At 51.4% G+C, this 21,095-nt stretch carries 19 protein-coding genes; 8 read left to right on the forward strand and 11 right to left on the reverse strand.

Features of this window, described 5'->3' with window-relative positions; all coding sequences use genetic code 11:
* Positions 1-59: 59 nt before the first annotated feature.
* A complete protein-coding gene (locus ACFO3I_RS07850; RefSeq protein ID WP_377333104.1) occupies positions 60-1,562 on the reverse strand; it encodes an alanine/glycine:cation symporter family protein in 1,503 nt (500 codons plus the stop codon).
* Between the two features lie 406 nt (positions 1,563-1,968).
* On the opposite strand from ACFO3I_RS07850, the gene ACFO3I_RS07855 reads away from it, so the two are divergent.
* From ACFO3I_RS07855 to ACFO3I_RS07865, 3 genes are read left to right on the forward strand one after another with little or no spacing between them, the layout of a single operon-like run.
* On the forward strand, positions 1,969-3,027 hold the full coding sequence (locus ACFO3I_RS07855) for a sensor histidine kinase (protein ID WP_377333106.1): 1,059 nt from the start codon (positions 1,969-1,971) through the stop codon (positions 3,025-3,027).
* Positions 3,024-4,103: a sensor histidine kinase gene (locus ACFO3I_RS07860; protein ID WP_377333107.1), complete on the forward strand. Its 1,080-nt coding sequence runs from the start codon at positions 3,024-3,026 to the stop codon at positions 4,101-4,103. The genes ACFO3I_RS07855 and ACFO3I_RS07860 overlap by 4 nt, the downstream gene beginning before the upstream one ends.
* Positions 4,090-4,818, forward strand: coding sequence for a LytR/AlgR family response regulator transcription factor (locus tag ACFO3I_RS07865; protein WP_377333109.1), 729 nt, complete (start codon positions 4,090-4,092; stop codon positions 4,816-4,818). Before ACFO3I_RS07860 ends, ACFO3I_RS07865 begins: the two co-directional genes overlap by 14 nt.
* Before the next feature lie 77 nt (positions 4,819-4,895).
* On the opposite strand, the gene ACFO3I_RS07870 is transcribed toward ACFO3I_RS07865, so the two are convergent.
* A complete protein-coding gene (locus ACFO3I_RS07870; RefSeq protein ID WP_377333111.1) occupies positions 4,896-5,600 on the reverse strand; it encodes an SDR family NAD(P)-dependent oxidoreductase in 705 nt (234 codons plus the stop codon).
* The gene (locus ACFO3I_RS07875) at positions 5,597-6,574 is read right to left on the reverse strand and encodes an NAD(P)/FAD-dependent oxidoreductase (protein WP_377333112.1); all 978 of its coding nucleotides are present in this window, start codon (positions 6,572-6,574) and stop codon (positions 5,597-5,599) included. Before ACFO3I_RS07875 ends, ACFO3I_RS07870 begins: the two co-directional genes overlap by 4 nt.
* Positions 6,575-6,905: 331 nt before the next feature.
* Here ACFO3I_RS07875 and ACFO3I_RS07880 point away from each other — a divergent pair, with 331 nt between their 5' ends.
* On the forward strand, positions 6,906-7,244 hold the full coding sequence (locus ACFO3I_RS07880; RefSeq protein ID WP_377333114.1) for a DUF3718 domain-containing protein: 339 nt from the start codon (positions 6,906-6,908) through the stop codon (positions 7,242-7,244).
* Positions 7,245-7,398: 154 nt separating this feature from the next.
* On the opposite strand, the gene ACFO3I_RS07885 is transcribed toward ACFO3I_RS07880, so the two are convergent.
* The 6 genes from ACFO3I_RS07885 to ACFO3I_RS07910 form a co-directional block, all read right to left on the reverse strand.
* The gene (locus ACFO3I_RS07885) at positions 7,399-7,851 is read right to left on the reverse strand and encodes a hypothetical protein (protein WP_377333115.1); all 453 of its coding nucleotides are present in this window, start codon (positions 7,849-7,851) and stop codon (positions 7,399-7,401) included.
* A gap of 242 nt (positions 7,852-8,093) precedes the next feature.
* Complete coding sequence (locus ACFO3I_RS07890; protein WP_377333117.1) at positions 8,094-9,176, reverse strand: c-type cytochrome; 1,083 nt, start codon at positions 9,174-9,176, stop codon at positions 8,094-8,096.
* A 653-nt stretch (positions 9,177-9,829) separates the two neighbouring features.
* Complete coding sequence (locus tag ACFO3I_RS07895) at positions 9,830-10,210, reverse strand: hypothetical protein (RefSeq protein WP_377333119.1); 381 nt, start codon at positions 10,208-10,210, stop codon at positions 9,830-9,832.
* A 496-nt stretch (positions 10,211-10,706) separates the two neighbouring features.
* Positions 10,707-11,027 (reverse strand): hypothetical protein, encoded by a 321-nt coding sequence (locus tag ACFO3I_RS07900; RefSeq protein WP_377333121.1) that lies wholly within the window; start codon positions 11,025-11,027, stop codon positions 10,707-10,709.
* 85 nt (positions 11,028-11,112) lie between these two features.
* Positions 11,113-11,904: an AadA family aminoglycoside 3''-O-nucleotidyltransferase gene (locus ACFO3I_RS07905; protein WP_018716282.1), complete on the reverse strand. Its 792-nt coding sequence runs from the start codon at positions 11,902-11,904 to the stop codon at positions 11,113-11,115.
* 526 nt (positions 11,905-12,430) lie between these two features.
* Positions 12,431-14,026: an isocitrate lyase gene (locus ACFO3I_RS07910; protein ID WP_377333122.1), complete on the reverse strand. Its 1,596-nt coding sequence runs from the start codon at positions 14,024-14,026 to the stop codon at positions 12,431-12,433.
* Positions 14,027-14,174: 148 nt separating this feature from the next.
* On the opposite strand from ACFO3I_RS07910, the gene ACFO3I_RS07915 reads away from it, so the two are divergent.
* Positions 14,175-15,110 (forward strand): LysR family transcriptional regulator, encoded by a 936-nt coding sequence (locus tag ACFO3I_RS07915; protein WP_377333123.1) that lies wholly within the window; start codon positions 14,175-14,177, stop codon positions 15,108-15,110.
* 68 nt (positions 15,111-15,178) lie between these two features.
* Here ACFO3I_RS07915 and aceB read toward each other — a convergent pair whose 3' ends face one another.
* The gene (aceB, locus tag ACFO3I_RS07920) at positions 15,179-16,771 is read right to left on the reverse strand and encodes a malate synthase A (protein WP_377333125.1); all 1,593 of its coding nucleotides are present in this window, start codon (positions 16,769-16,771) and stop codon (positions 15,179-15,181) included.
* Between the two features lie 208 nt (positions 16,772-16,979).
* On the opposite strand from aceB, the gene ACFO3I_RS07925 reads away from it, so the two are divergent.
* Together ACFO3I_RS07925 and ACFO3I_RS07930 are read left to right on the forward strand one after the other, a co-directional pair.
* On the forward strand, positions 16,980-17,594 hold the full coding sequence (locus ACFO3I_RS07925) for a DUF2726 domain-containing protein (protein WP_377333126.1): 615 nt from the start codon (positions 16,980-16,982) through the stop codon (positions 17,592-17,594).
* A gap of 147 nt (positions 17,595-17,741) precedes the next feature.
* The gene (locus ACFO3I_RS07930) at positions 17,742-17,939 is read left to right on the forward strand and encodes a hypothetical protein (protein WP_377333127.1); all 198 of its coding nucleotides are present in this window, start codon (positions 17,742-17,744) and stop codon (positions 17,937-17,939) included.
* A 72-nt stretch (positions 17,940-18,011) separates the two neighbouring features.
* On the opposite strand, the gene ACFO3I_RS07935 is transcribed toward ACFO3I_RS07930, so the two are convergent.
* Positions 18,012-18,977, reverse strand: coding sequence for a carbohydrate kinase family protein (locus ACFO3I_RS07935; protein ID WP_377333129.1), 966 nt, complete (start codon positions 18,975-18,977; stop codon positions 18,012-18,014).
* 180 nt (positions 18,978-19,157) lie between these two features.
* On the opposite strand from ACFO3I_RS07935, the gene ACFO3I_RS07940 reads away from it, so the two are divergent.
* Positions 19,158-21,086: an alpha-amylase family glycosyl hydrolase gene (locus ACFO3I_RS07940; protein WP_377333131.1), complete on the forward strand. Its 1,929-nt coding sequence runs from the start codon at positions 19,158-19,160 to the stop codon at positions 21,084-21,086.
* The last annotated feature ends 9 nt before the right edge of the window (positions 21,087-21,095 follow it).

Here is a 21,095-nt window from a genome sequence, read left to right on the forward strand (position 1 = left end):
CAGGTTCTGATGAATACTGTACAAAAAAAACCGGAGCCTTTGCTCCGGTTTTTGAGTCATTACTCAGACTGGTCCTGTTGCTTCTTCGCCCGTTCTTCCCAGAAAGTGGCATTTTTAATGCCTAACTTCAGCGGGTCAAAGGTGATAGGGCCACCGGCTTTCTTTTGCGCTTCATAGTCACGCAGACAACGAATGGTTGGCTTGTGCAGGAAGAAAATCAGCAAAATACCCAGCACGTTAATCCAGGCCATCATGCCCACACCTATGTCACCAATGGTCCAGATATAACCTGCACTGTTTACCGCACCGTAAGCCACCATAAACATCAATGCCAGTTTAAACAGCCACAGTGGCAGCTTGTCACCAAACAGGCTGTTTAAATACGCCACGTTGGTTTCAGTGATGTAGTAGTAAGCCAGAATGGTAGTGAAAGCGAAGAAGAACAGCGCCAAGCCCACGAAAATAGAACCGAAGTCACCAAACACCTGCAGCAGCGCCAGCTGGGTAAAGGCAGGCGAGCTAATCTCGGTATTGGCTGCCACATTCTGCACAATAAAAGTGCCGTCGGTTAAGGTGCCCGCGACGTTATATTGCTGAGTGATCAGAATCATCAGCGCAGTGGCGGTACAGACAAACAAGGTATCCACATAAACAGAAAACGCCTGCACTAAACCTTGCTGAGCCGGGTGGTCCACTTCTGCTGCAGCTGCTGCATGTGGGCCAGTGCCCTGACCCGCTTCGTTGGAATAAATACCACGTTTCACACCCCAGCCAATAGCCGCTCCTAAACCAGCCTGAGCCGTGAATGCATCACTGATGATCAGGCTAAACACGCCGGGTAATTTATCCAGATTCAGAAACACCACCACCAGCGCCATAATGATGTAACCCAATGCCATAAATGGCACTACGATTTGAGTGAAGTTGGCAATACGACGGATACCACCGAAAATAATAAAACCCAGGATCATCAGGATCACCGCCAGCGTGATCAGCTTATTGGTACCAACCAGGCCAAAAGCCGTGTCGACCATAGCACCCTCGCCGAAGATCCGTACCGCCGCATCACCGACAGCATTGGCCTGCACGCCCGGTAAAAACAAGCCACAACCAATAATGGCGGAAACGGCAAACAATACACCCAAAGGCTTCCAGCCCAGGCAACGTTCAAAATAATAGGCCGGACCACCACGGTACTGGCCGTTCTGTTCGACTTTATACAACTGGCCTAAAGTCGACTCGACATAAGCGGTACTGGCGCCCAAAAAGGCCACCACCCACATCCAGAACACAGCGCCGGGGCCACCAAAGCCTATGGCCGCAGCCACACCGGCAATGTTACCTACCCCAACCCGACCTGACAGCGATACAGCTAAGGCCTGAAACGACGATATCCCTTTGTCTGAGCTGGAGTTATTTAATAAGAGTTTCAGCATTTCTTTGAAATGACGCAGCTGCGCGAAACGGGTCATTACAGAGAAAAACAAACCGGCGCCCAGACACAGATAAATCAGCGCCGGACTCCAGATAACACCATTGATGGCGTTGACTAATTCATTCATTTACATGTTCCCCACGGCATTGGATGGCAATACAACTTGTCTATACCTGTCGTACTTGAAGCTGCGGCTTTGTTGGCTGCACCATCTCGCCCCAGTCACATAGGTTTACTATGCTCCTGGGGTCTCACTGGCTTGCCGCCTCCCCGCAACTGCAAGTTACTTGGGTAAATCTGCCTTTGTTTTTGGATAAAACAACGGCCGGAATCGCTGCCCGGCCGTTATGCCCTAACAAGATACCGCAAGCACGCCGCTACGCCTATTCTTTTATGCACAGTCCTTTTATCGATAGCCCTGTTGCGCCTTGCCTCCTTTGGTCCCATCTTTGCCTCCAGTGGCAAACAGCAGTCGTCGCTTTTCAAAAGCGCTTGGTTATACTGCTTCTGACTTTAGTTGCCGGGATATCGCAGTGCTTACCACCAAACACTCCGCCATCATGCGCTACCACATTTGGTTCTGGCTGGTTATTTTTATCACCAGCCTGTTGAGCTGGGGCCTGGATTATCTGCTGTGGCAGAAAAAAGAAAGTGTGCTTTACCTGGGCCTGGCCTTTATCAGCGACGCTGGCGCTTTTGTGCTCACCGGTGCTGTGCTGCTCTGGTCTCAACACCAAATTCAGCAACAACATTTTTCCATCTGGCATTTTGTACTGGCTGCCGTTGTCGCCACGCTGGTGTACATTCCGCTGGATAATGTGCTCTGGTTACTGCCGATGAAAGATGAAGCCTTTGATTTACGGCTACTGCTGAGTAACCTCGACAGCAGCACCCTGGCCTTTTTTGTCTGGACCAGTCTTTACCTGGCTTATGTACTGCACCAGCAGCGTAATTTCCGCTTGCAGGAATCCAGCCGGCTGACGCAAAAAATTCAGCAACTGGAACTGCAGGCGCTGCGCCACCAGCTCAACCCACATTTTACCTTTAATGCACTCAATTCAGTCTGTGCATTGATTGAAGCAGAACGTTATGACGATGCTGAGTTGATGTCTGAGCAGCTGGCATCCTTTTTACGTTATTCGCTCAGCCATTCACCAGAGCAACTGGTGCAACTGGCCGACGAGCTGGCCGCTATTAATGCCTATCTGTCACTACAAAAAACCCGCTTTGGCAATAAGCTGCGGGTGGACTGGCAAATTGAGCCTGAAGCCAACAGCCAGATGATCCCACCGCTGCTGCTGCAGCCATTGGTGGAAAATGCCATTAAATACGCGGTCGCCAGTCGCCAGCAAGGCGCCACCATCACCATCAGTGGCGAATGCAAAAACAACGAACTCTGGCTGAAAATTCAGGACGATGGCCCAGGCGAAGCAGCCACCACACTGGCAGGCCAAAGTGCCGGAGTGGGCCTGAGTAATATCCGCAACAGGTTAAAGCAGCATTTTGGCCAGACCGCCCGCCTGGTGGTGGATGCAGGTCAGCAAGGTTTTGCGGTGTTAATTCAGTTGCCGCTGCAGCGGAGCGCGCTATGACGGCAGTGCAACCCTCGTTAGGGCGTTTCTGGTACTGGCATCTGCTGTATTGGCTCAGTTATCTGCTGGTGAAGTTTATTCATCTGGCGGTACTGGTGCCGCTGGATGGCCGCGCTGTGTTTCCTTATCTGATGATTTACCTGCTGCTAAGCTGCATTGCATTTCTGGTGACTGGTTACGTTGGTCAGCGCGAGCTGCGCGCGTCTCATAGTCTGCGCCAACAGGCCGTCATTCTGCTGCGTTGGCTGGTTCCCCTCTGGGTCGCACTGGTGCCGCTGCGCCAGTACCTGATGATGAACTACGCCATGCTCAACTATGAAAACGACGTGAGCCCGCTGCATTATTTATTGGCCTTTAATCTGGTGCTGATGCCCATAGCCGGCTGGGGGGCACTTTTTATGGTCTACAAAGCCAATGTGCTGGACCGGCTGGAATTCAGCCATCAGCAAGAGTTGGCCAGACAAGCCCGGATGACCCGGTTGAAAGTGCTGCGCTACCAGGTGAACCCGCATTTTATGTTTAACACCTTAAATGCGCTGAATTCGCTGATTGTGCAGCATAAAGGCCTGGACGCTGAAAACCTGATCCTGCAGCTGTCGGCCTTTTTGCGCCATTCACTGAAAAACCACACCGAACATCTGATCCCGCTGAAAGAAGAACTGGACGCGCTGGCCGCGTATCTGGCCATTCAGCAGGTTCGTTTTGGCGAACGGCTGACCTTGTGCTGGCAGCTCGATGAGGCAGCACTGAACTACAAAATTCCGCCACTGCTGCTGCAGCCGCTGGCGGAAAATGCCATTAAATATGCAGTGTCTGAAGTCAAAGGTGCGGCGCAAATTCGGGTGGCCGTGCGCAAGTGCGACAGTCATATTCACTTGTCGTTGGCCGACAACGGCCCGGGCGCAGCACTGGCCGCCGGTTGGCCACTTCAGGCCAGCAGCGGCAGCCTGCAGAATCTGGCCGAACGTTTAAGCCTGCTGTTCGGCAGCAAAGCCAGGTTGGCGTTTCAGCAGCAGGATCAGCTTTTTACCGGTGAAATCTCGTTACCTCTGGAGTCTCTGGATGCAATTGATTAGAACCCTGATCGCCGACGATGAACCGCTGGCCATCAGTAACCTGAAAGCCAAGCTAGCAGCCTACCCAAACATTATGGTGGAACAAAGCTTTGATAATGGCGACGACACGCTAGCCTATTTACGTCAGCATCAGGTCGACCTGGTGTTTCTGGATATTCAAATGCCGGGGTTAAAGGGCATCGAAGTGCTAAAGCAGCTGTCGAAATCCTCAGCAATGGCGGCGCCACTGATTATTCTGGTCACCGCATACGACAACTATGCGTTTTCCGCGTACGAGCATTTCGCCTTTGATTACTTGCTCAAACCCGTGTCGCGCCAACGCCTGGCGCAAACCTTACTTGATGCCAAAACCGCACTGGATAAACAGCAGCAACTGGTACCGCCACCTGTCACGCAAAAGCTCACCTTTAAAACCGGCGCCTCAACCTTATTGCTGGACGATGTAGACGTATTGATGATTGAAGCGGCCGGCAATTACATGTGCGTTCATACCTTAAGTGAAAACCTGATTATCCGTGAAACCATGAAAGAGTTGCTGCAGCGGCTGCCGCCGCAGTTTGTGCAGGTGCACCGCTCCTCCATCGTCAATCTGCATCACGTGCACAAAGTGCAGCCGCATAACAACGACTACCAGCTGCAACTGTCCAACGGCAAACAGGTGGTGGCGTCGAGGCGCTTTAAAGCCGACTGGTCGCCCAAATTGCAACAGCTCTGAGCTGAGACTGTGCCTTCGCCGCACTACCAGACACAGAGTAAACGGGCAACAGCATCCACGCTGTGCGCAGCTGCCGCTTACCACGGCAGAGCCGTGCCATCCCAGTTCAGTAAAGCTCCGCTTTGTCCGGCAGTCAGCCCTGCGGCCACAGCTGCCAGCCGCTTTGCGGTCGCTAACGGACTTTGCAGTTGGCCAGCGGGCAGATTGTGCTGAAAAGGAGCGGACAGCTGGGTATCTGTAGTGCCGGGATGAATACTGACAATGACGGCCGTTTTGTTCAGCCGCCCCACTTCAATGCTGACATTTTTTATCAACATATTCAGTGCCGCTTTGCTGATACGGTAGCTGTACCAGCCCCCCAGCATGTTGTCACCGATACTGCCGACCTTTGCACTGAGCACCAACAGTTTGACGGCAGGCCTTTTGTACAGGTAACCAAAGAGTAATTTCAGATAGAGCGCAGGCACCTGCACATTGCTGGCAAAACGAACGGCAAGTTGATTGATATCCAGTTGGCGGATCGTTTTTTCCGGCATCGCCTGATTGTCATGCAGCACCCCATTGCAGATAAAGATGATATCCGGTTGTTGCGCCAGTGCGGTGGCGACACGCTCAGCACTGGTTGTTTCAGAGGTTAGCGGGTCCTGTATCCAGCGAATGCCAGGGAGCTGCAGTGAAGGTTGACGGCTGATGACGACCACTGTGTGAGTCTCTGCATAGTGCTGTGCCAGCGCCAGGCCAATACCACTGCCGCCACCAATAATACATACCGACTGTGTCATCGAACCAATTCTCCCGCCAGTTGCACACCACTGAGCCAGGCATTTTCTACCCGACCGCCATTCAGCCAGTCGCCGGCCAACCCAAGCGCCAGTTCAGGCCGGTGCAGCATGCCATAGCGTGGGTACAGCGGGTTTTGCTGAGCATAACGCCAGCGATGACAAAGCGTCATCTCAGCAGCCAAGGTTTGACCGGCAAGTTGCTGCACGGCCTCAATGGCGTAGCCCGCAATATCGCGGCTGTCTGCGTCGAGATGCTGCTGAGAAAAAGCCGCACCAAAGTGCAACAACCATTGTTCGCCATTACAACGGCCTGGCTTGGAGCTTTGCCGCGCCAGCCAGCTAAACGGGCTATTTGCATTGCCAAAAATGCCATCGTAAGGCCAGGGGCCAGACGCCAGCTCAAGATTGACCGCCCAACAGGGCAGCAATGCTGGCATGGTAAATACGGCGCTGAGTTCAGTATCAATCACCCCAGCTTCGCGCAGCAAGGGTTCTGCTTGTTGCTGCGGTATCGCCAGTACCAACTGGTCAAACACGCCCAGGCTGATACCGTCACTGAATAGTTGCCAGCCCTTACCGTCAAAAGCCAGTCGGTCAACCTGGCAGCCGGTATGCAGCGCAGCGCTTTTCAGCAAAGCTACAACCGGCGCCTGCATCGACGGCACTCCAATAAAACGCAAGGTGTTATCAGGGGACGCAATTACTGCGCCCTTCTCAAGCCGGCCTAACCGGCCTTGCCACTGCGCTATGCTGCCATCGCGCAACCAATGTTGGCACTGAGCGATAAACCCTTCATCGCGGGCCGTGAAATACTGAGCCCCTAAGTCGAGGTAGCCCAGCTCAGTGCGTTTACTGCTCATACGGCCGCCTGCAGCGCGGCCCTTATCAAACAGCCTGACTTGCTGGCCCTGCTGAGTCAATTGACTGGCACAGGCCGCTCCGGCCATACCGGCCCCAATAATGGCGATGGTCATTCTGGATGTCCTGAATTTACCTACAATGATTCTGCTGTAACTACGCGGATAAGGCCGTTTACGATCAGCAGCAGGCTCAGCTTAACCGCCGGAGCATGACCAGGTGCAGGCACATTAAACATGTATGCCGCGGTACCAGCTGTCATTTCCTGCGCTAGCTTTGTCAGTTTGCTGTCACAAAACCCCGCCCAATTATTGCCCAATGTTGCTAAATATTTCGGTGCCCCCTGCTGTCACAGCTGGCTTCCCAGTGGCCCCATTTGAGCAGAAAACCAACAAAAACAGCGCCAGAATTCAGGCATGGCGCGGTGCCATAGCGGAGGATACCCCAATGAAAGTTTTAGCTTCTATCGCCATTCTGACCGCAGTAATCTCTGGTTCAGCCCAGGCCAGCGACACTTCTTACAGCATGGACCCAAGCATTGAGCAGTTACTGGTCAAGGTCTGCAGCCAAAGCCAGGATGACGACAAATTTGGCTTAAATAAAACCCTGAAAGCCAACCGGCTGAGCAAACAAAATGCGGTGGATAAAGTGGTCTGCAACGGCCAGCCGTTAGTGACTTTCGCCCGCAACTACGAAGCGCACAAAGTGGTAAAAATGCTGGAACGTTACGAGCAGCGCGGCAAAGGCAAAGTGTCTATTTCTGATGTAGTGGCAGCGCCGAATTAATGGCCCTGTCCTGGCCCTCTTCTTTGAATGCCAGTCGGTAAAGCTGACTGGCATTTTGTTTGAGATGACAGAAAAGGTTTTTATTTATCCTGTTGGCGGCTGAGCCCGGTTCAGCACCCTCTCGCCAATCTGCTGAAAAAAGCATACAAACAGCTTACCCCAGCGGCCCTGACAGCACGCCACAGTACTGCATGGTCCTGCATACCAGCCACTGGGCAGAAGCAAACCCAGCACAACAAGCCAGCAGTCCGGTCAAAAAGGCCGCCCACGGCCCCATCTGCTTGCGGCGCGCAATCAATGCCGCGGCGACTGCAGCAATGCCTAAACCTGACAGCGAAAACAGGTGCCCAAGACCAAGCAGGCCATCTGGCCTTGGCAAAGACACTTGCCAGGCCCAATACAGGAGGCAGGATAACACCAGTGCAGAAGCGGCACCGCTGGTCAACAACGGGGGTGCTTTGGCAAGTTGCACCAACCCCACCAAAGCAACCCAGCACACCGGGTAATACCAAACACCGACATAGAGCAGATCGCCCACCACCAACATTGCCGCCAGCAAAGCAGCACCTATCCCAAACGCAATAAGGCTATCTGTCCATCTAGACATGGTGTACATAATTCCTAAGGTTGAAATGTAGTGGCTACAACGATATGGCCAAAATTAGTTGACCACTACACGCTTTCGAGATCGCGAGCTTCAATAGTCGTTGGGGTTCGCATACTCAAAACTCATAACGCCCAAATTTAGCGCGGAAAGCCGCGCAGCGGGTTGCCGTCGCAGCCAGCATTTTTTGCTGGCGATAAAATTTGATTGTTATGCAGCCGCGACAAAATGATGACAATGTGATTCTAATCAATTACCTGATTAACCTTTGCCTTACCTGCAACAACAGGTAATCCCATCTCAATCCATTTGATAATACCTTCATCTATGACCCCAGTATTTTTGTACCCTAAACTTCGGAGATGATTGATAACTGAATCTGAAGCGGCATGAGGACAGGCACAATAGGCAATAATCCACGTGCCATCATTAGGTAAGTTTTCCGCAATTCTTGATTTATCTCTGTAATACGGCATCGGAACCGCACCAGGAATGTGGATACGTTGCCATGCTGAACCTGGCCGCGTATCCAAAATAATCATTTTATTATTATCTTTTAATGCTTTTTCAACTTCGCGAGCGGGCACATATCTACCTTCTCTTAAATTAAATTGTGGTGCGTTCCCCTTGGGATTGAGCACATACTCATTTGGATTCGGCCATGGGGCAAGTTCAGGCGGTTGTGGGCTCCAACCCGAAGCCTGACTTCTGAGATAGGCAACGACATCATGAATCTCCTCATCCTTGAGAATTCCGGCAAAACTTTTCATCGGCGTGCCATCTCTTCCGTTTACGATAGCGTATTTCAAATAGCTGTCTGTTGCGCTCGATAAGAATAATTGGTCTGCTAACGCAGTACCGGTGCCACCTTGCCCCTTGTCTCCGTGACAAGTTGCACAGTTTTTACCATAAAGCTCTTTCCCCTTTGCCGCCTTTCCAGGAATCGGCGCCTGGTCTAAATCTATTGGAGAGATATTCTCTTTCTGGGCAAGCCATCTGATCAATAAGATAATGTCTGATTCTGTCAGAGGTCCGCCTGCGTCTTTGATATACCCATCCATTGCAGAATTTATCCGCCCAAATGCAATCGAATCAAACATCATCTGAGGGAATGCGGTGCTCAGCATCGACTTTGAACGTAAAGATGGCGCATGATCTGCCTTATAACCTTCCCGCTGCGCGCCGTGACACAAAGAACAATATCTTTGGTACATAGCGTCCGCTTTTGCCATCTCCACTTGATTTAATGGTGATAACAGATCAGCCCGACATGGCGCATTGAAGCTCAAGGCGACAACAGCAAAAATGGCCAACAAAATCCTATTCATACACATAAATCCTTTTAAAATTTTAGTTTGTCAAAAGTTGCAAAAGTCTATCAGGGCTTACAACCTTTTCAGCAGCAACAACCCTATACTTATTTTGAAGTAGGTATTTAACAACCAATATTTTCCCATTTTCGATCCTGACCCTATGAAATATTTTTTGATACCGCCAAATAAATGATGGGTATCACTAATAACAACGACGATTCGTTAAATATGCGCAAAACAATATCACCCGGAAACTTATTTTGTCTGACAGCACATAAAAATAACCAACCCGAAAAAATAAAGTAAAAAAAATAACAGAGTTACTAGACCTAATTTAACCTTTAACCAGGTGCCTCCAATGCCAAATTTGAACCAAAGCCATCCACCAAACAAAAAAGCGAAAAAAAACATTAGCAAACCAAACCGGAATAGCTTTAAGGAAAACCTCTCAACTATATCTGTGTTTTTACCAGATTCCCGCCCTCTTTGTAATGCAAAATGGCTCTGGGCAGAACAAAAACACATGCCAACCAGCCTATTACAAATAATATATGTGCGGTTTTAATGATGAAGTAGATAATAATCTCCTTTAATCATCACGCTTGATTCACGGGTTTTAGCAAGGCCCAATGAACGCAGCAAAAAAATCGAATTATCTGAAGCTATTGTCAGGTCGCAATAAGCAGCTGATTGCGCCATTTCCATTCCATTGCAGCCAACCCGCCTACAAAAACAGCCTCGACAATTAGATGAGCGCAACCCAATAAAGTCATATTGCCAGAAAATTGGGTGACTATAGCGATACAAATCAAAGCCCATATCCCATTTGCGCATACTAAAATTTTTATTAAACTTTCTTGCCGTCGTCTTCGAGTGGCAAGCGTAAATGAATACCACGCATACAATAAGTTTACAGTTCCTATAACCAATAAAAAACTTTGTGAGGTCGAGTATAAATCGGTCAGCCAGCCGGAGAGTGAGATCACTAAAATTCCGGCGAGTGCACCAGCAGTGCAGTCTATCCATAGAAGGTTCTTGGCTATTTTCATACATCTATTGCTTCTTTACTAAAGCGGCTTAACTAACGCCTAAACGGCATAACGCCCCAATAAGCGGCGGATAATAGTTGGCTAAAATAGTGAACGAAGTGAACGCAGCCAACTGTTATGCGTCCGACTTGATTGGCTTGTTAGAGCTACTTTTTATTTGGTTTAATTAATATTAAGCGCATTAATGGGCGAGCAATTAACAAAATGAACGCCAACAAAACTACGAAAAGAACACCTAATTGATAAAACTGGTTTAAACCATACAAAAATGAGCTTTCACTAGGCTGCGTAATTTGAAAGTAGAGAAATAAACTAACAGCACTTACCACTATCAATATGACCACAAGCAAAATTGTATTTAGCGGTTCACCATATTTAAATTTAATTTCGTCCTCGTCGCTCAAAATACACTCCGATCCTTAGGTAGCTCTAACGATGCCCGCAGCGGCGAGCGTAGCGAGTCCAACAGCCGAAGGCTGCGTGCTGCCGGGCCTTGTTATGCCAATTGCCGAAGCCAATCATTGAACCACTCCTTGGGCATTTGTTCGGCCTCAAAGTCTTTGGTCCGGAGCTCTTCAAGCGTATATGTGTTTGCCAGATAGAGATCCCACTGCGTTTCCACATCAGTGAGAACAGGGAGCAAACTCTCAATTTCTGGATCGGCATCAACATCAAGATACTGACACCAGAACCTATCGCACCATTCTGCGATCTGCCTGTGCGAGTATGGGGAAGCTTCTGGGGTTGCGCCCCACCCAAGCATTTGTGTCACTGATTCTCGCGTAAACGGCATTTCCGCTGGAGCACTTGGTTTCATAGTTCGGAGCACCTACTCACTAAGGCATAACGCTCGAGTTAAGCCGCGCCGCGAAGCGGCGTCGGCTTGAACGAATTGTTAGACATCATTTGCCGACTACCTTGGTGCTCTCGCCTTTCACGTAGTGAACAAATTCTTCCAACTGATCAGCGTGCAAGGCCAAGCGATCTTCTTCTTGTCCAAGATAAGCCTGTCTAGCTTCAAGCAAGACGGGCTGATACTGGGCCGGTAGGCGCTCCATTGCCCAGTCGGCAGCGACATCCTTCGGCGCGATTTTGCCGGTTACTGCGCTGTACCAAATACGAGACAACGTAAGCACTACATTTCGCTCATCGCCAGCCCAGTCGGGCTGCGAGTTCCATAGCTTCAAGGTTTCATTTAGTGCCTCGAATAGATCCTGTTCAGGGACCGGATCAAAGAGTTCCTCCGCCGCTGGACCTACCAAGGCAACGCTATGTTCTCTTGCTTTTGTCAGCAAGATAGCCAGATCAATGTCGATCGTGGCTGGCTCGAAGATACCCGCAAGAATGTCATTGCGCTGCCATTCTCCAAATTGCAGTTCTCGCTTAGCTGGATAACGCCACGGAATGATGTCGTCGTGCACGACAATGGTGACTTCTATAGCGCGGAGAGCCTCACTCTCGCCGGGGAAAGTCGAAACCTCCAGAAGGTCGTTGAGCAAAGCTCGCCGCGTTGTTTCATTAAGCCTTACAGTCACAGTAACCAGCAAATCAATATCGCTGTATGGCTTCAGGCCGCCATTCACTGCGGAGCCGTACAAATGCACGGCCAGCAACGTCGGCTCCAGATGGCGCTCAATGACACTAAGCACCTCTAACAGTTGTGTCGAAATTTCGGCGATCACTGCGTCCCTCATGATGTCTAACATATTACTCAAATGCACGGCACTCGCTTTAATTCGTGCGCCACACCCTCTTTCCTGAGTTGTCTTCTTTATTCGTCGCCGTTAACTTATCTGACTTCAGTGACTTAAAGCGGACTGTCTCAAACACTGGCACGAGAAATCAGGTTATAACCCGAATAAAAGGCTTAAACAACCAGCTGACACTGAGACGACACAGCTTTATTTTTGGTCAGACAAAGCAGCTCGCTTTTGGTGAAAACCAATCCATCAGCAAAACAGACGCGGGTAACTGCGTAGTGAGCAATATAAAAGTGAGCGCGCCAGAAGCGAACGGGCGAACGCAGTAGTTACCGGTGGCTGGGTTGCCTGCCACAGAGGTGGGATGCAGTAGCTGTTTTTCCTGCAACTTAGGGCGAACGCAGCAGCTGTTAGTGGTCGAATTGCCTGCCACTTAGGCGGATAAAAAAGGGCAGCCGAAGCTGCCCAAACTGTCAGTGTTTACCGACCACGTTATCAACGCTGTGGATGTCCAATCCGCTTAGAACTGGTTCATCGTGTTGTCTTTGCCTGCCGCTTTTAAGGCAGCGTCGCCTGAGAAGTACTCTTTGTGGTCGTCTCCCATATCCGAGCCGGACATATTCTGGTGTTTTACGCAGGCAATGCCCTGGCGGATCTCTTTGCGCTGCACCCCTTCCACATAACCCAGCATACCTGCGGCACCAAAGTACTCTTTGGCCAGATTGTCGGTCGACAAGGCCGCCGTATGGTAAGTCGGCAGCGTGATCAGGTGGTGGAAAATGCCGGCTTCCCGTGCCGCATCAGCCTGGAAGGTACGGATACGTTTATCCGCTTCCAGCCCCAGTTCAGTGCCATCGTATTCCACCGCCATCAGTTTGGCTCTGTCATAACCCGCCACATCTTTGCCTTCAGCCTGCCAGGCGTCGAACACCTGCTGGCGGAAGTTTAAGGTCCAGTTAAAGGATGGGCTGTTGTTGTACACCAGCTTGGCGTTTGGCACCGCCTCGCGAATACGGTTGACCATTTCGGCGATTTGGCCGATATGTGGTTTTTCGGTTTCAATCCACAATAAGTCGGCGCCGTTTTGCAATGAGGTGATACAGTCCAGCACCACACGGTCCACACCAGAGCCGGCTTTAAACTGGAACAAACCGCTGGCTAAACGTTTAGGCTTTAACAGCTTGCCATTGGCTTTTACCACTACATCGCCGTTTTGAATATCGTCCGCGCTTTGAATGTAATCACCATCGAGGAAACTGTTGTACTTGTCGCCTAAATCGCCCGGGGTTTTGGTCACGGCAATTTGTTTGGTCAAACCAGCGCCTAAGGAGTCGGTGCGGGCGACAATAATGCCGTTTTCAATGCCCAGCTCTAAGAAGGCGTAACGCACCGCGTTAATTTTGGCCAGGAAGTCGGCGTGAGGCACAGTGACCTTACCGTCCTGGTGACCACATTGTTTTTCGTCCGACACCTGGTTTTCAATTTGAATCGCACAGGCACCGGCTTCAATCATCTTCTTCGCCAGTAAATAGGTGGCTTCTTCGTTACCAAAACCAGCGTCGATGTCGGCAATAATGGGCACCACATGGCTTTCGAAATTGTCTATTTTCGCCAGCAGTTCTGCCACTTTGCCCTGCTGGTCTGCTGCACGCGCCGCATCCAGCTCACGGAACAGGCCGCCTAATTCACGGGCATCAGCCTGTTTTAAGAAGGTATACAGCTCTTCGATTAAGGCAGGCACTGCGGTTTTTTCATGCATCGACTGGTCTGGCAATGGGCCAAAGTCTGAACGCAGAGCGGCAATCATCCAACCCGACAAATACAGGTATTTTCGTTTGGTGCCGCCGAAATGTTTTTTAATCGAGATCAGTTTTTGCTGGCCTATAAAGCCATGCCAGCAGCCTAACGACTGAGTGTACTGGCTGCTGTCGGCGTCATAAGCCGCCATATCAGCACGCATTACATTGGCGGTATGCTGCGCAATGTCCAGCCCGGTCTTAAAGCGGTTTTGCAGCTGCATCCGCAACGCGTATTCAGCACTAATCGCATTCCAGCCCGCGCCTTGCCCTTTAACGGTCTGTTCCAGTTGTGCCACTGCATCTAAATAAGCTGACATGTTGATCCCCTGTGATTGCTGTTCTGTGGTTGCAGCGAAAGTGCTGTTGTTGCAATTCACTATAGGTTTCAGTTTTGAGATTCATGTAGTTGATTTTTATGATTCCCATCATTCATTATGTGAATATAGCCAGCCTGAGGATCGGATAATGAATATCAGCAAAATTGACCTGAACTTATTGGTGTATCTGGACGTGTTATTGCGGGAAAAAAACGTGACCCGCGCCGCCAACCAGCTGAACATTACCCAACCCGCCATGAGCAATGGTTTGAAACGGCTACGTGACTTATTAAACGACCCTATTCTGGTGCGCACCTCAGACGGTATGGTTCCGACCGAACGCGCCAAAGAGCTGGCGCCTGTGGTGCGCGGCATTTTGCTGACGCTGGAAGAAACCCTGCAGCCGAATAAAGAGTTTGAGCCAGAGCACAGCCACAGGGTGTTTCGTATTATGGCCAGTGACTACGCGGCATCCACCCTTATTCCGGCGCTGCTGAAAAAGCTGCGGGCCCTGGCCCCCGGCACCTCACTCGACATTATGACGCCGTCGGACGTGACCTTTCATGATGTAGAAAACGGCAAAGTGGATATGGCTATCAACCGCTTTGACCAGCTGCCGCAATCGTTCCACCAGAAGACCATCTGGCGCGATAGCTTTGCCTGCCTGGTGAACAAACAAAACCCGATCGTTAGCCACTTTAACCTCGACAGCTATTTAAAAGGCCAGCATATCTGGGTCAGTAAAACCGGTTTTGGTGTGGGTGTGGGCATGGACCCGGCCGATGTGCAAAAGCTGGGCTGGGTGGACGAAGCGCTGGCGAAGTTTGGCAAGCAGCGCAATATCAGCGTCTTTACCCGCAACTACCATGTGGCGATGCATCTGGCGGTAGAAACCGACCTGATTGCCACCCTGCCGCTGCGTGCGGCGCTCTTGTATCAGAATGACAATACCATGCAAGTGCTGGACCCGCCTTTTCCTATTCCGTCCATTGAACTAAAGATGATTTGGAGCCCCTTGTTGCACCAGGATGCCAGCCATATCTGGCTGCGGCGGTTAATTGGTGAAGTGGCCGAGGAGTTGTAATACAAAGGGGTCAGGTCTTGAATTTTGCATTGAGACGCAAAATTCAAGACCTGACCCCAAATAAGGAGTTACAGCAGTTCGTAGGCTGGTAAGGTCAAAAAGTCCACCAGCTCATCTGCGGTGGTAATTTGCAGCAGCAACTGCTGTGCTTTCGCAAAGTTCTGCTCCTGCCATAAAGCTTCCCCCACTTCAGCGCGAACCACAGCCGATTCCTGCGCCAGCATCTGGGCAAATAAGGCTTTGGTGACCAACTGGCCATTGCTCAGTGACTTGCCGTGTTTGATCCACTGCCAAATCGAGGTGCGGCAAATCTCGGCGGTTGCCGCGTCTTCCATTAAGCCGTAAATCGGCACACAGCCTTTGCCGCTGATCCAGGCCGCAATGTACTGCAAAGCCACGCGGATATTGGTGCGCATACCAGCTTCGGTGCGTTCGCCTGCTGAAGGCGCCAATAAATCAGCGGCTGTTACCGGCGCATCGTCAGCGCGGCTGACATCCAGTTGATTGCGTTTGCCGTCGGTCAGGTAACGGTTAAATACCGTATTGGCTGTGGCGGCCAGGCCTGGGTGTGCCACCCAGGTGCCATCGTGGCCGTTGCTGGCTTCACGCTCTTTGTCGGCTGTTACTTTGGCCAGAATAGCTTCGTTGGCGGCCGGGTCTTTCGCCGGAATAAAGGCCGCCATACCGCCCATCGCCAAAGCGCCACGCTTGTGGCAGGTTTTGATCAGCAGCCGTGAGTAAGCCGACAGAAACGGCTGGTCCATGGTCACCACCTGACGGTCCGGTAGCACCCGGTCAGCATGATTTTTTAAGGTTTTGATATAACTGAAGATATAGTCCCAGCGGCCGCAGTTCAGCGCCACAATATGCTCACGCAGTGCATGCAGAATTTCATCCATTTCAAATACAGCAGGCAGGGTTTCAATCAGCACAGTGGCACGAATGGTACCGACCGGCTGGTTGAACTTGGCCTGGGTAAAACGGAACACCGCGTCCCACCAGGCGGCTTCTTTATGGCTTTGCAGCTTCGGCAGGTAATAATACACGCCCGAGCCATTGGCCAGTCGTGTCTGGTAGTTGTGCAGGAAATACAAGGCGAAATCGACCAGTGAGCCGGGCACCTGCTCACCGTCCACCAGCAGGTGTTTTTCCCACAAATGCAGGCCACGCACCCGGGCAATCAGCAAGGCCGGGTTGTCACGCAGCGCATACTGCTTGCCGGATTGCGGGTCGCTGTAGTGAATGGTTCCCAGGTTAGCGTCACGCAGGTTAATTTGGCCTTCAATCACACCAGTCCAACTCGGCGCCTGTGAGTCTTCAAAATCCGCCATAAAGACTTTCACATCTGCGTTTAGCGCATTGATGATCATCTTGCGGTCTACCGGACCGGTAATTTCCACCCGGCGGTCCTGCAAGTCGGCCGGAATAGCCGCTACAGTCCAATCTCCCTGGCGGATGCTGGCCGTTTCAGGCAGAAAATCTGGCAGCGTACCGCCGTCAAACTGCTGCTGCCGGCTTTGGCGAGCGGCCAGCAGTGTCTTTAGCTGTGGCCTGAATTCACGGGTCAGTTCAACCAGCAATTGCTGCGCCTCGGGTGTCAGTATTTGCTCAAAGCCACTGTGCATCGCGCCCAGAATAGTTAAACCTGAAGTGGTGGTCATCTGTTGATCCTTGCCTTTCTCTTTGTAGGGTGACCTCCACTATATGTGAGCCGCCTCATTTCAGCCATTAATAGCAGCAATGCCAGACATTCACCTGACTTATACAGGTTAGAGCAAAAACACTAATTCATTGGCATAACCCCTGCATAGTTCAGTCTAGTAGGCACCTCAGAGTGTCTGTTTAGTCAAATTTTTGTCGGAGGTCGTTATGGAATTGGTTTTATTGTTACTGGTGGTATTAGTGGTGGCGGCAGCGTTGCTGGCAAGCCGCTTTATGCAGCACGGTAACCCCTTTCCGGTCAGCAGAAAAGCCACCTTATTTACTCAGGTTGAGCGCAACTTTATGTTGCTGCTGGAGCAAGCGGTAAACGGCGAATACAAAATTATGAACAGAGTCAAAATGCTCGACCTGCTCGATTTCAAACAAAACACCGACAGCAAGTCACGCCGCGCTGCCATGCTGAAAATGAATGCCAAGTACCTGGACTTTGTGTTGTGCGATCCAAAAGACATGACCATTGTCGCAGTAATTGATCTGGTGAATAACAACAGCAAAGATGGTCACAAAGCGGCGCCGGACTGGTTTGTCAGCGGTGCATTGGAAGCGGCGGGTTTGCCGTATATCCGGATGAAAGTGCGTACCGATTACAGCCTGGCCGATATCCAAGCTGGCCTGGCCGCCAAAATTGGTAAAAACCTGCCAAAGCCAGACCCATTATTAAAAGGCCACGTAAAAAAGGGCCCAACGCGTCCGGTGCGGCCGCTAACACCAGTGCTGTCGCCTAATCAGATCAAGGCGCAGTCTACTGCGTTAATTCATTAATCATCAATTAGTTACAGAAGAGGCCACCTGCGGGTGGCTTTTTTATTGGCGCTTTCGGTGAGCCTTTCAGCAAAAATTACAAATTTTTACTTCAGCTGCAGGGCTTGCTGTCGATAAAGTTAAAGGATAAATGGCATGGGAGTAAACATGACAACATCCATAAGCGGAGCCCCTGGCTTAAGCGAAGGCTATGAAGTGCTGAGCGCCAGTCTGGCTAAAAAGCAACAAGTTGCCGATGGCCGTGCGGCCCTCGAACTGTTGCAAAGTGCAGCCATGCCGGTGGCACAGCTGCAAAGCCCAAGTCCGGTGGGCAACCTGGGTCAGAATATTGACATCAGAGTGTAGGCTTTGGTCTGCAACCAAAGGGCTGACCTTGTCAGCCCTTTTCTTTTGTCCTGCAACCGCAAGTGTACAGGCTTAGCCATGCTGTGCATTCAGCCAGGCCTGCCGGTCCGGCAAGGCGGCAAAAGCACCAAACGCCATACAGGTGAGCGAGCCCGCCCGTATGGCGCCCTGCACCAGTTGCTGCTGCCAGCTGAGCGACTGCAGCGCATTGTCAAATGTCTGGCCTTGTTCAATCGCTTCGGCCAGCTGAAACAACCAGGCCCCGACAAAAGCATCGCCCGCTGCTGTAGTATCTTTTACCTGCACAGGTGCAACCTGCAGGGTAAAGTGGCCGGCCCGGCTGTAACTCTTCACTTCTGCCGCCCCAGCCGTCACCAGCAGCCACCGGGCCTGGCCAGCAAGCAACTGCTCAATCCAGTCCTGGTCTGACTGTTCGTCAGCCAGATAACGCAGCTCATCGTCCCCCAGCTTGATCAAATCCGCTTGCTGCACCAGCTGTCGCACCAAAGCACGGTCAGCCTGGCCTGAAGCCCACAGGTTATGTCGCAGGTTTGCATCCACACTAATCAGCCAGCCGTTTTGCCTGGCCGCGGCAATCAGCGAAAAACTGGTGTCGGCAATAGCCGCTGTAGTCAGGCTGTTGGAGCATAGATGCAAGATGCCGGGCTGCTTCCAGAATTGCTGTGGGCAATGCTCTGCCTGGTACAACAAATCAGCGGCGGGTGGCCGGTAAAACGAGAAACTGCGATCACCCTGCTGATCCAGGGCCACGAAAGCCAAAGCGGTTTTTGCCTCGCTGGTAAAGCGAACCTGCTGACAATCAACCCCGTAGTGCAACAATTGCTGATGCAGGAACTCGCCAAATAAATCCTGCCCCAACATGCCCATAAAATGGCTATCGCCGCCCAGCCGCGCCACCGCGACCGCCACATTGGCAGGTGCACCTCCGGCGTAACGGCGGAATACATCCGGCTGCCCGGGGTCTTGTAGAAAGTCGATTAAGACCTCACCAAAGCAACAAACGGGAACAGTTGGCATGGCATGCACCTCGGATAAACATGAAATAATCTTAATCGTTTAAGCCAGCTTAGCTTTATCTGCTTTGTGCGTAAATTCATTGCAGAAAAAATTTTTGTTTCAGCCACAGAAATTCTTGCAAAAACGATTCAGATCACGTTTTATTAGCGGGCAGATCCTTGCTCAATGCGGACAACAATAATGCAGGCCACTACAGCTCAGTTACTCAATCAACCTGAACTTCTACAGCAGGAATGCCAAACTTTGCTGAAACGTTTCAGCCAACTGCTGAAGCCGTTGGCCAAGCAGCACTGGCCACTGCTGCAGTCCAGACTGAGCGAACAGCTGCCGGTATTACTGCGGCTGTACCTGAGCCTGTACGCCGAGCGTTATGACTGTTACTTCCACCTGGAGCAGCTACTGAAAAGCCTGGCGAAAAGCCTGGCAAACCGGCCCGACTACCTGTGCCAGTTGGACCAGCAACCACAAGACTGGCATAAGCAAAACAACCAGTTGGGCGGGGCCTGTTATGTCGATTTGTTTGCTGGCGATTTCGAAGGCCTGAAACAGCGAATTCCCTATTTAAAGCAAACCGGCATTAACTACCTGCATTTGATGCCGCTGTTCAAAGCACCAGAGCCAAACAGTGACGGCGGTTATGCGGTGTCGGATTACCGCACCACCATGCCGTCGCTTGGTAGCATGCAACAGCTGGCGGAACTGATGGCCGAGCTGCACCAGCAAGGTATCCGTCCGGTACTGGATTTTGTGTTTAACCACACCTCTGACGAACACAGCTGGGCACAAAAGGCGCAAAAAGGCGACCCGGACTACCGTGATTTTTACTTTTTTTTGACCGAAGCTGAGCGCGACCGCTATGCGCCAAGCCTGCGTGAAATATTCCCGGAAATCCGCCGTGGTTGCTTTACACAAGACCCGGCATCCGGCTTGTGGATCTGGACTACCTTTAACAGTTTTCAGTGGGATTTAAACTACGCCAACCCGGCCGTGTTTAATGCCATGGCAGAAGAAATGCTGTTTCTGGCCAATCAGGGCGCAGCGGTATTGCGGCTGGATGCGCTGGCCTTTGTCTGGAAAGAAGCCGGTAGCAACTGCGAAAACCTGCCCAAAGCCCATTTGCTTATTCAGGCCTTTAATGCGGTCGCCCGTATAGCGGCACCGGCGCTGCAGTTTAAGTCGGAAGCCATAGTGCACCCGGACGAAGTGGTGAAATACATTGCGCCTACTGAATGTCAGCTGTCGTACAACCCACTGCTGATGGCGCTGCTGTGGAACAGCCTGGCCACCCGCAAAACCCGCTTACTGACCGAATCGTTAAAACGTCGTTTTGCGATAGACCCGCACTGCAGTTGGGTGAATTACATCCGCTGTCATGACGATATTGGCTGGACTTTTGACGACAATGTGGCCTGGCAATTAGGCATCAATCCGGAGCACCACCGGCATTTTCTCAACCAGTTTTATACCGGCCAGTTCCCTGGCAGCTTCGCCACTGGGGTGCCCTTTCAGCAAAACCCGGTCACAGGGGATTGCCGGGTCGCCGGCATGCTGGCGTCCCTGGCTGGTGTGGAGCAAGCTCAACTGCAACAGAAGCCGCAGCACCTTGAGCATGCGCTGGCGCGCATTTATCTGCTCAATTCGGTGATCCTGAGTATAGGCGGCTTGCCGCTGCTCTATATGGGCGATGAACTGGGTCTGCTGAATGACTACAGCTTTAGTCAGGATCCGGCGAAAAAAGATGACAGCCGTTGGGTAAACCGGGTGAAAGTCACAGAAACGCAGCTGGTGCAGGCCAAAAAACCAGCATCGCTGTCGGGTAAAATCTACCAGCAACTGCAGCAGTTGCTCAGCTGCCGCAACCGCTTGGCGGTGTTAGGCCAGGGCAGCACTGAGATCCTGGACAGTGGCAATCCGCACCTGTTTTGTTATCAACGCGAACTGGCAGGCGACAAGCTGCTGGCACTGGTGAATTTCTCTGAGCAGACCCAGCACCTGCTGCTGCCAGCCACCGGCAGTTATACCGATGAATTGAGTGGTCAGCGCTATCAGGCCGGCACCATTCAATTAGCGCCTTATCAGGTGCTGTGGCTGACCCCAGTCAGCAGCTGACAGTCACTC

It is taken from the genome of Rheinheimera marina, assembly GCF_042654345.1.
Taxonomy (GTDB): Bacteria; Pseudomonadota; Gammaproteobacteria; order Enterobacterales; family Alteromonadaceae; genus Pararheinheimera; species Pararheinheimera marina.

Bases quoted from the DNA above. Each gene is read 5' to 3' on its own strand.
- ACFO3I_RS07930 (WP_377333127.1), top strand. From the start codon at position 17,742: ATGACAACATCCATAAGCGGAGCCCCTGGCTTAAGCGAAGGCTATGAA.
- ACFO3I_RS07880 (WP_377333114.1), top strand. From the start codon at position 6,906: ATGAAAGTTTTAGCTTCTATCGCCATTCTGACCGCAGTAATCTCTGGT.
- ACFO3I_RS07940 (WP_377333131.1), top strand. From the start codon at position 19,158: ATGCAGGCCACTACAGCTCAGTTACTCAATCAACCTGAACTTCTACAG.
- ACFO3I_RS07915 (WP_377333123.1), top strand. From the start codon at position 14,175: ATGAATATCAGCAAAATTGACCTGAACTTATTGGTGTATCTGGACGTG.
- ACFO3I_RS07865 (WP_377333109.1), top strand. From the start codon at position 4,090: ATGCAATTGATTAGAACCCTGATCGCCGACGATGAACCGCTGGCCATC.
- ACFO3I_RS07910 (WP_377333122.1), bottom strand. From the start codon at position 14,026: ATGTCAGCTTATTTAGATGCAGTGGCACAACTGGAACAGACCGTTAAA.
- ACFO3I_RS07860 (WP_377333107.1), top strand. From the start codon at position 3,024: ATGACGGCAGTGCAACCCTCGTTAGGGCGTTTCTGGTACTGGCATCTG.
- ACFO3I_RS07850 (WP_377333104.1), bottom strand. From the start codon at position 1,562: ATGAATGAATTAGTCAACGCCATCAATGGTGTTATCTGGAGTCCGGCG.
- aceB (WP_377333125.1), bottom strand. From the start codon at position 16,771: ATGACCACCACTTCAGGTTTAACTATTCTGGGCGCGATGCACAGTGGC.
- ACFO3I_RS07875 (WP_377333112.1), bottom strand. From the start codon at position 6,574: ATGACCATCGCCATTATTGGGGCCGGTATGGCCGGAGCGGCCTGTGCC.
- ACFO3I_RS07895 (WP_377333119.1), bottom strand. From the start codon at position 10,210: ATGAAAATAGCCAAGAACCTTCTATGGATAGACTGCACTGCTGGTGCA.
- ACFO3I_RS07870 (WP_377333111.1), bottom strand. From the start codon at position 5,600: ATGACACAGTCGGTATGTATTATTGGTGGCGGCAGTGGTATTGGCCTG.
- ACFO3I_RS07905 (WP_018716282.1), bottom strand. From the start codon at position 11,904: ATGAGGGACGCAGTGATCGCCGAAATTTCGACACAACTGTTAGAGGTG.
- ACFO3I_RS07890 (WP_377333117.1), bottom strand. From the start codon at position 9,176: ATGAATAGGATTTTGTTGGCCATTTTTGCTGTTGTCGCCTTGAGCTTC.
- ACFO3I_RS07900 (WP_377333121.1), bottom strand. From the start codon at position 11,027: ATGAAACCAAGTGCTCCAGCGGAAATGCCGTTTACGCGAGAATCAGTG.
- ACFO3I_RS07935 (WP_377333129.1), bottom strand. From the start codon at position 18,977: ATGCCAACTGTTCCCGTTTGTTGCTTTGGTGAGGTCTTAATCGACTTT.
- ACFO3I_RS07925 (WP_377333126.1), top strand. From the start codon at position 16,980: ATGGAATTGGTTTTATTGTTACTGGTGGTATTAGTGGTGGCGGCAGCG.
- ACFO3I_RS07885 (WP_377333115.1), bottom strand. From the start codon at position 7,851: ATGTCTAGATGGACAGATAGCCTTATTGCGTTTGGGATAGGTGCTGCT.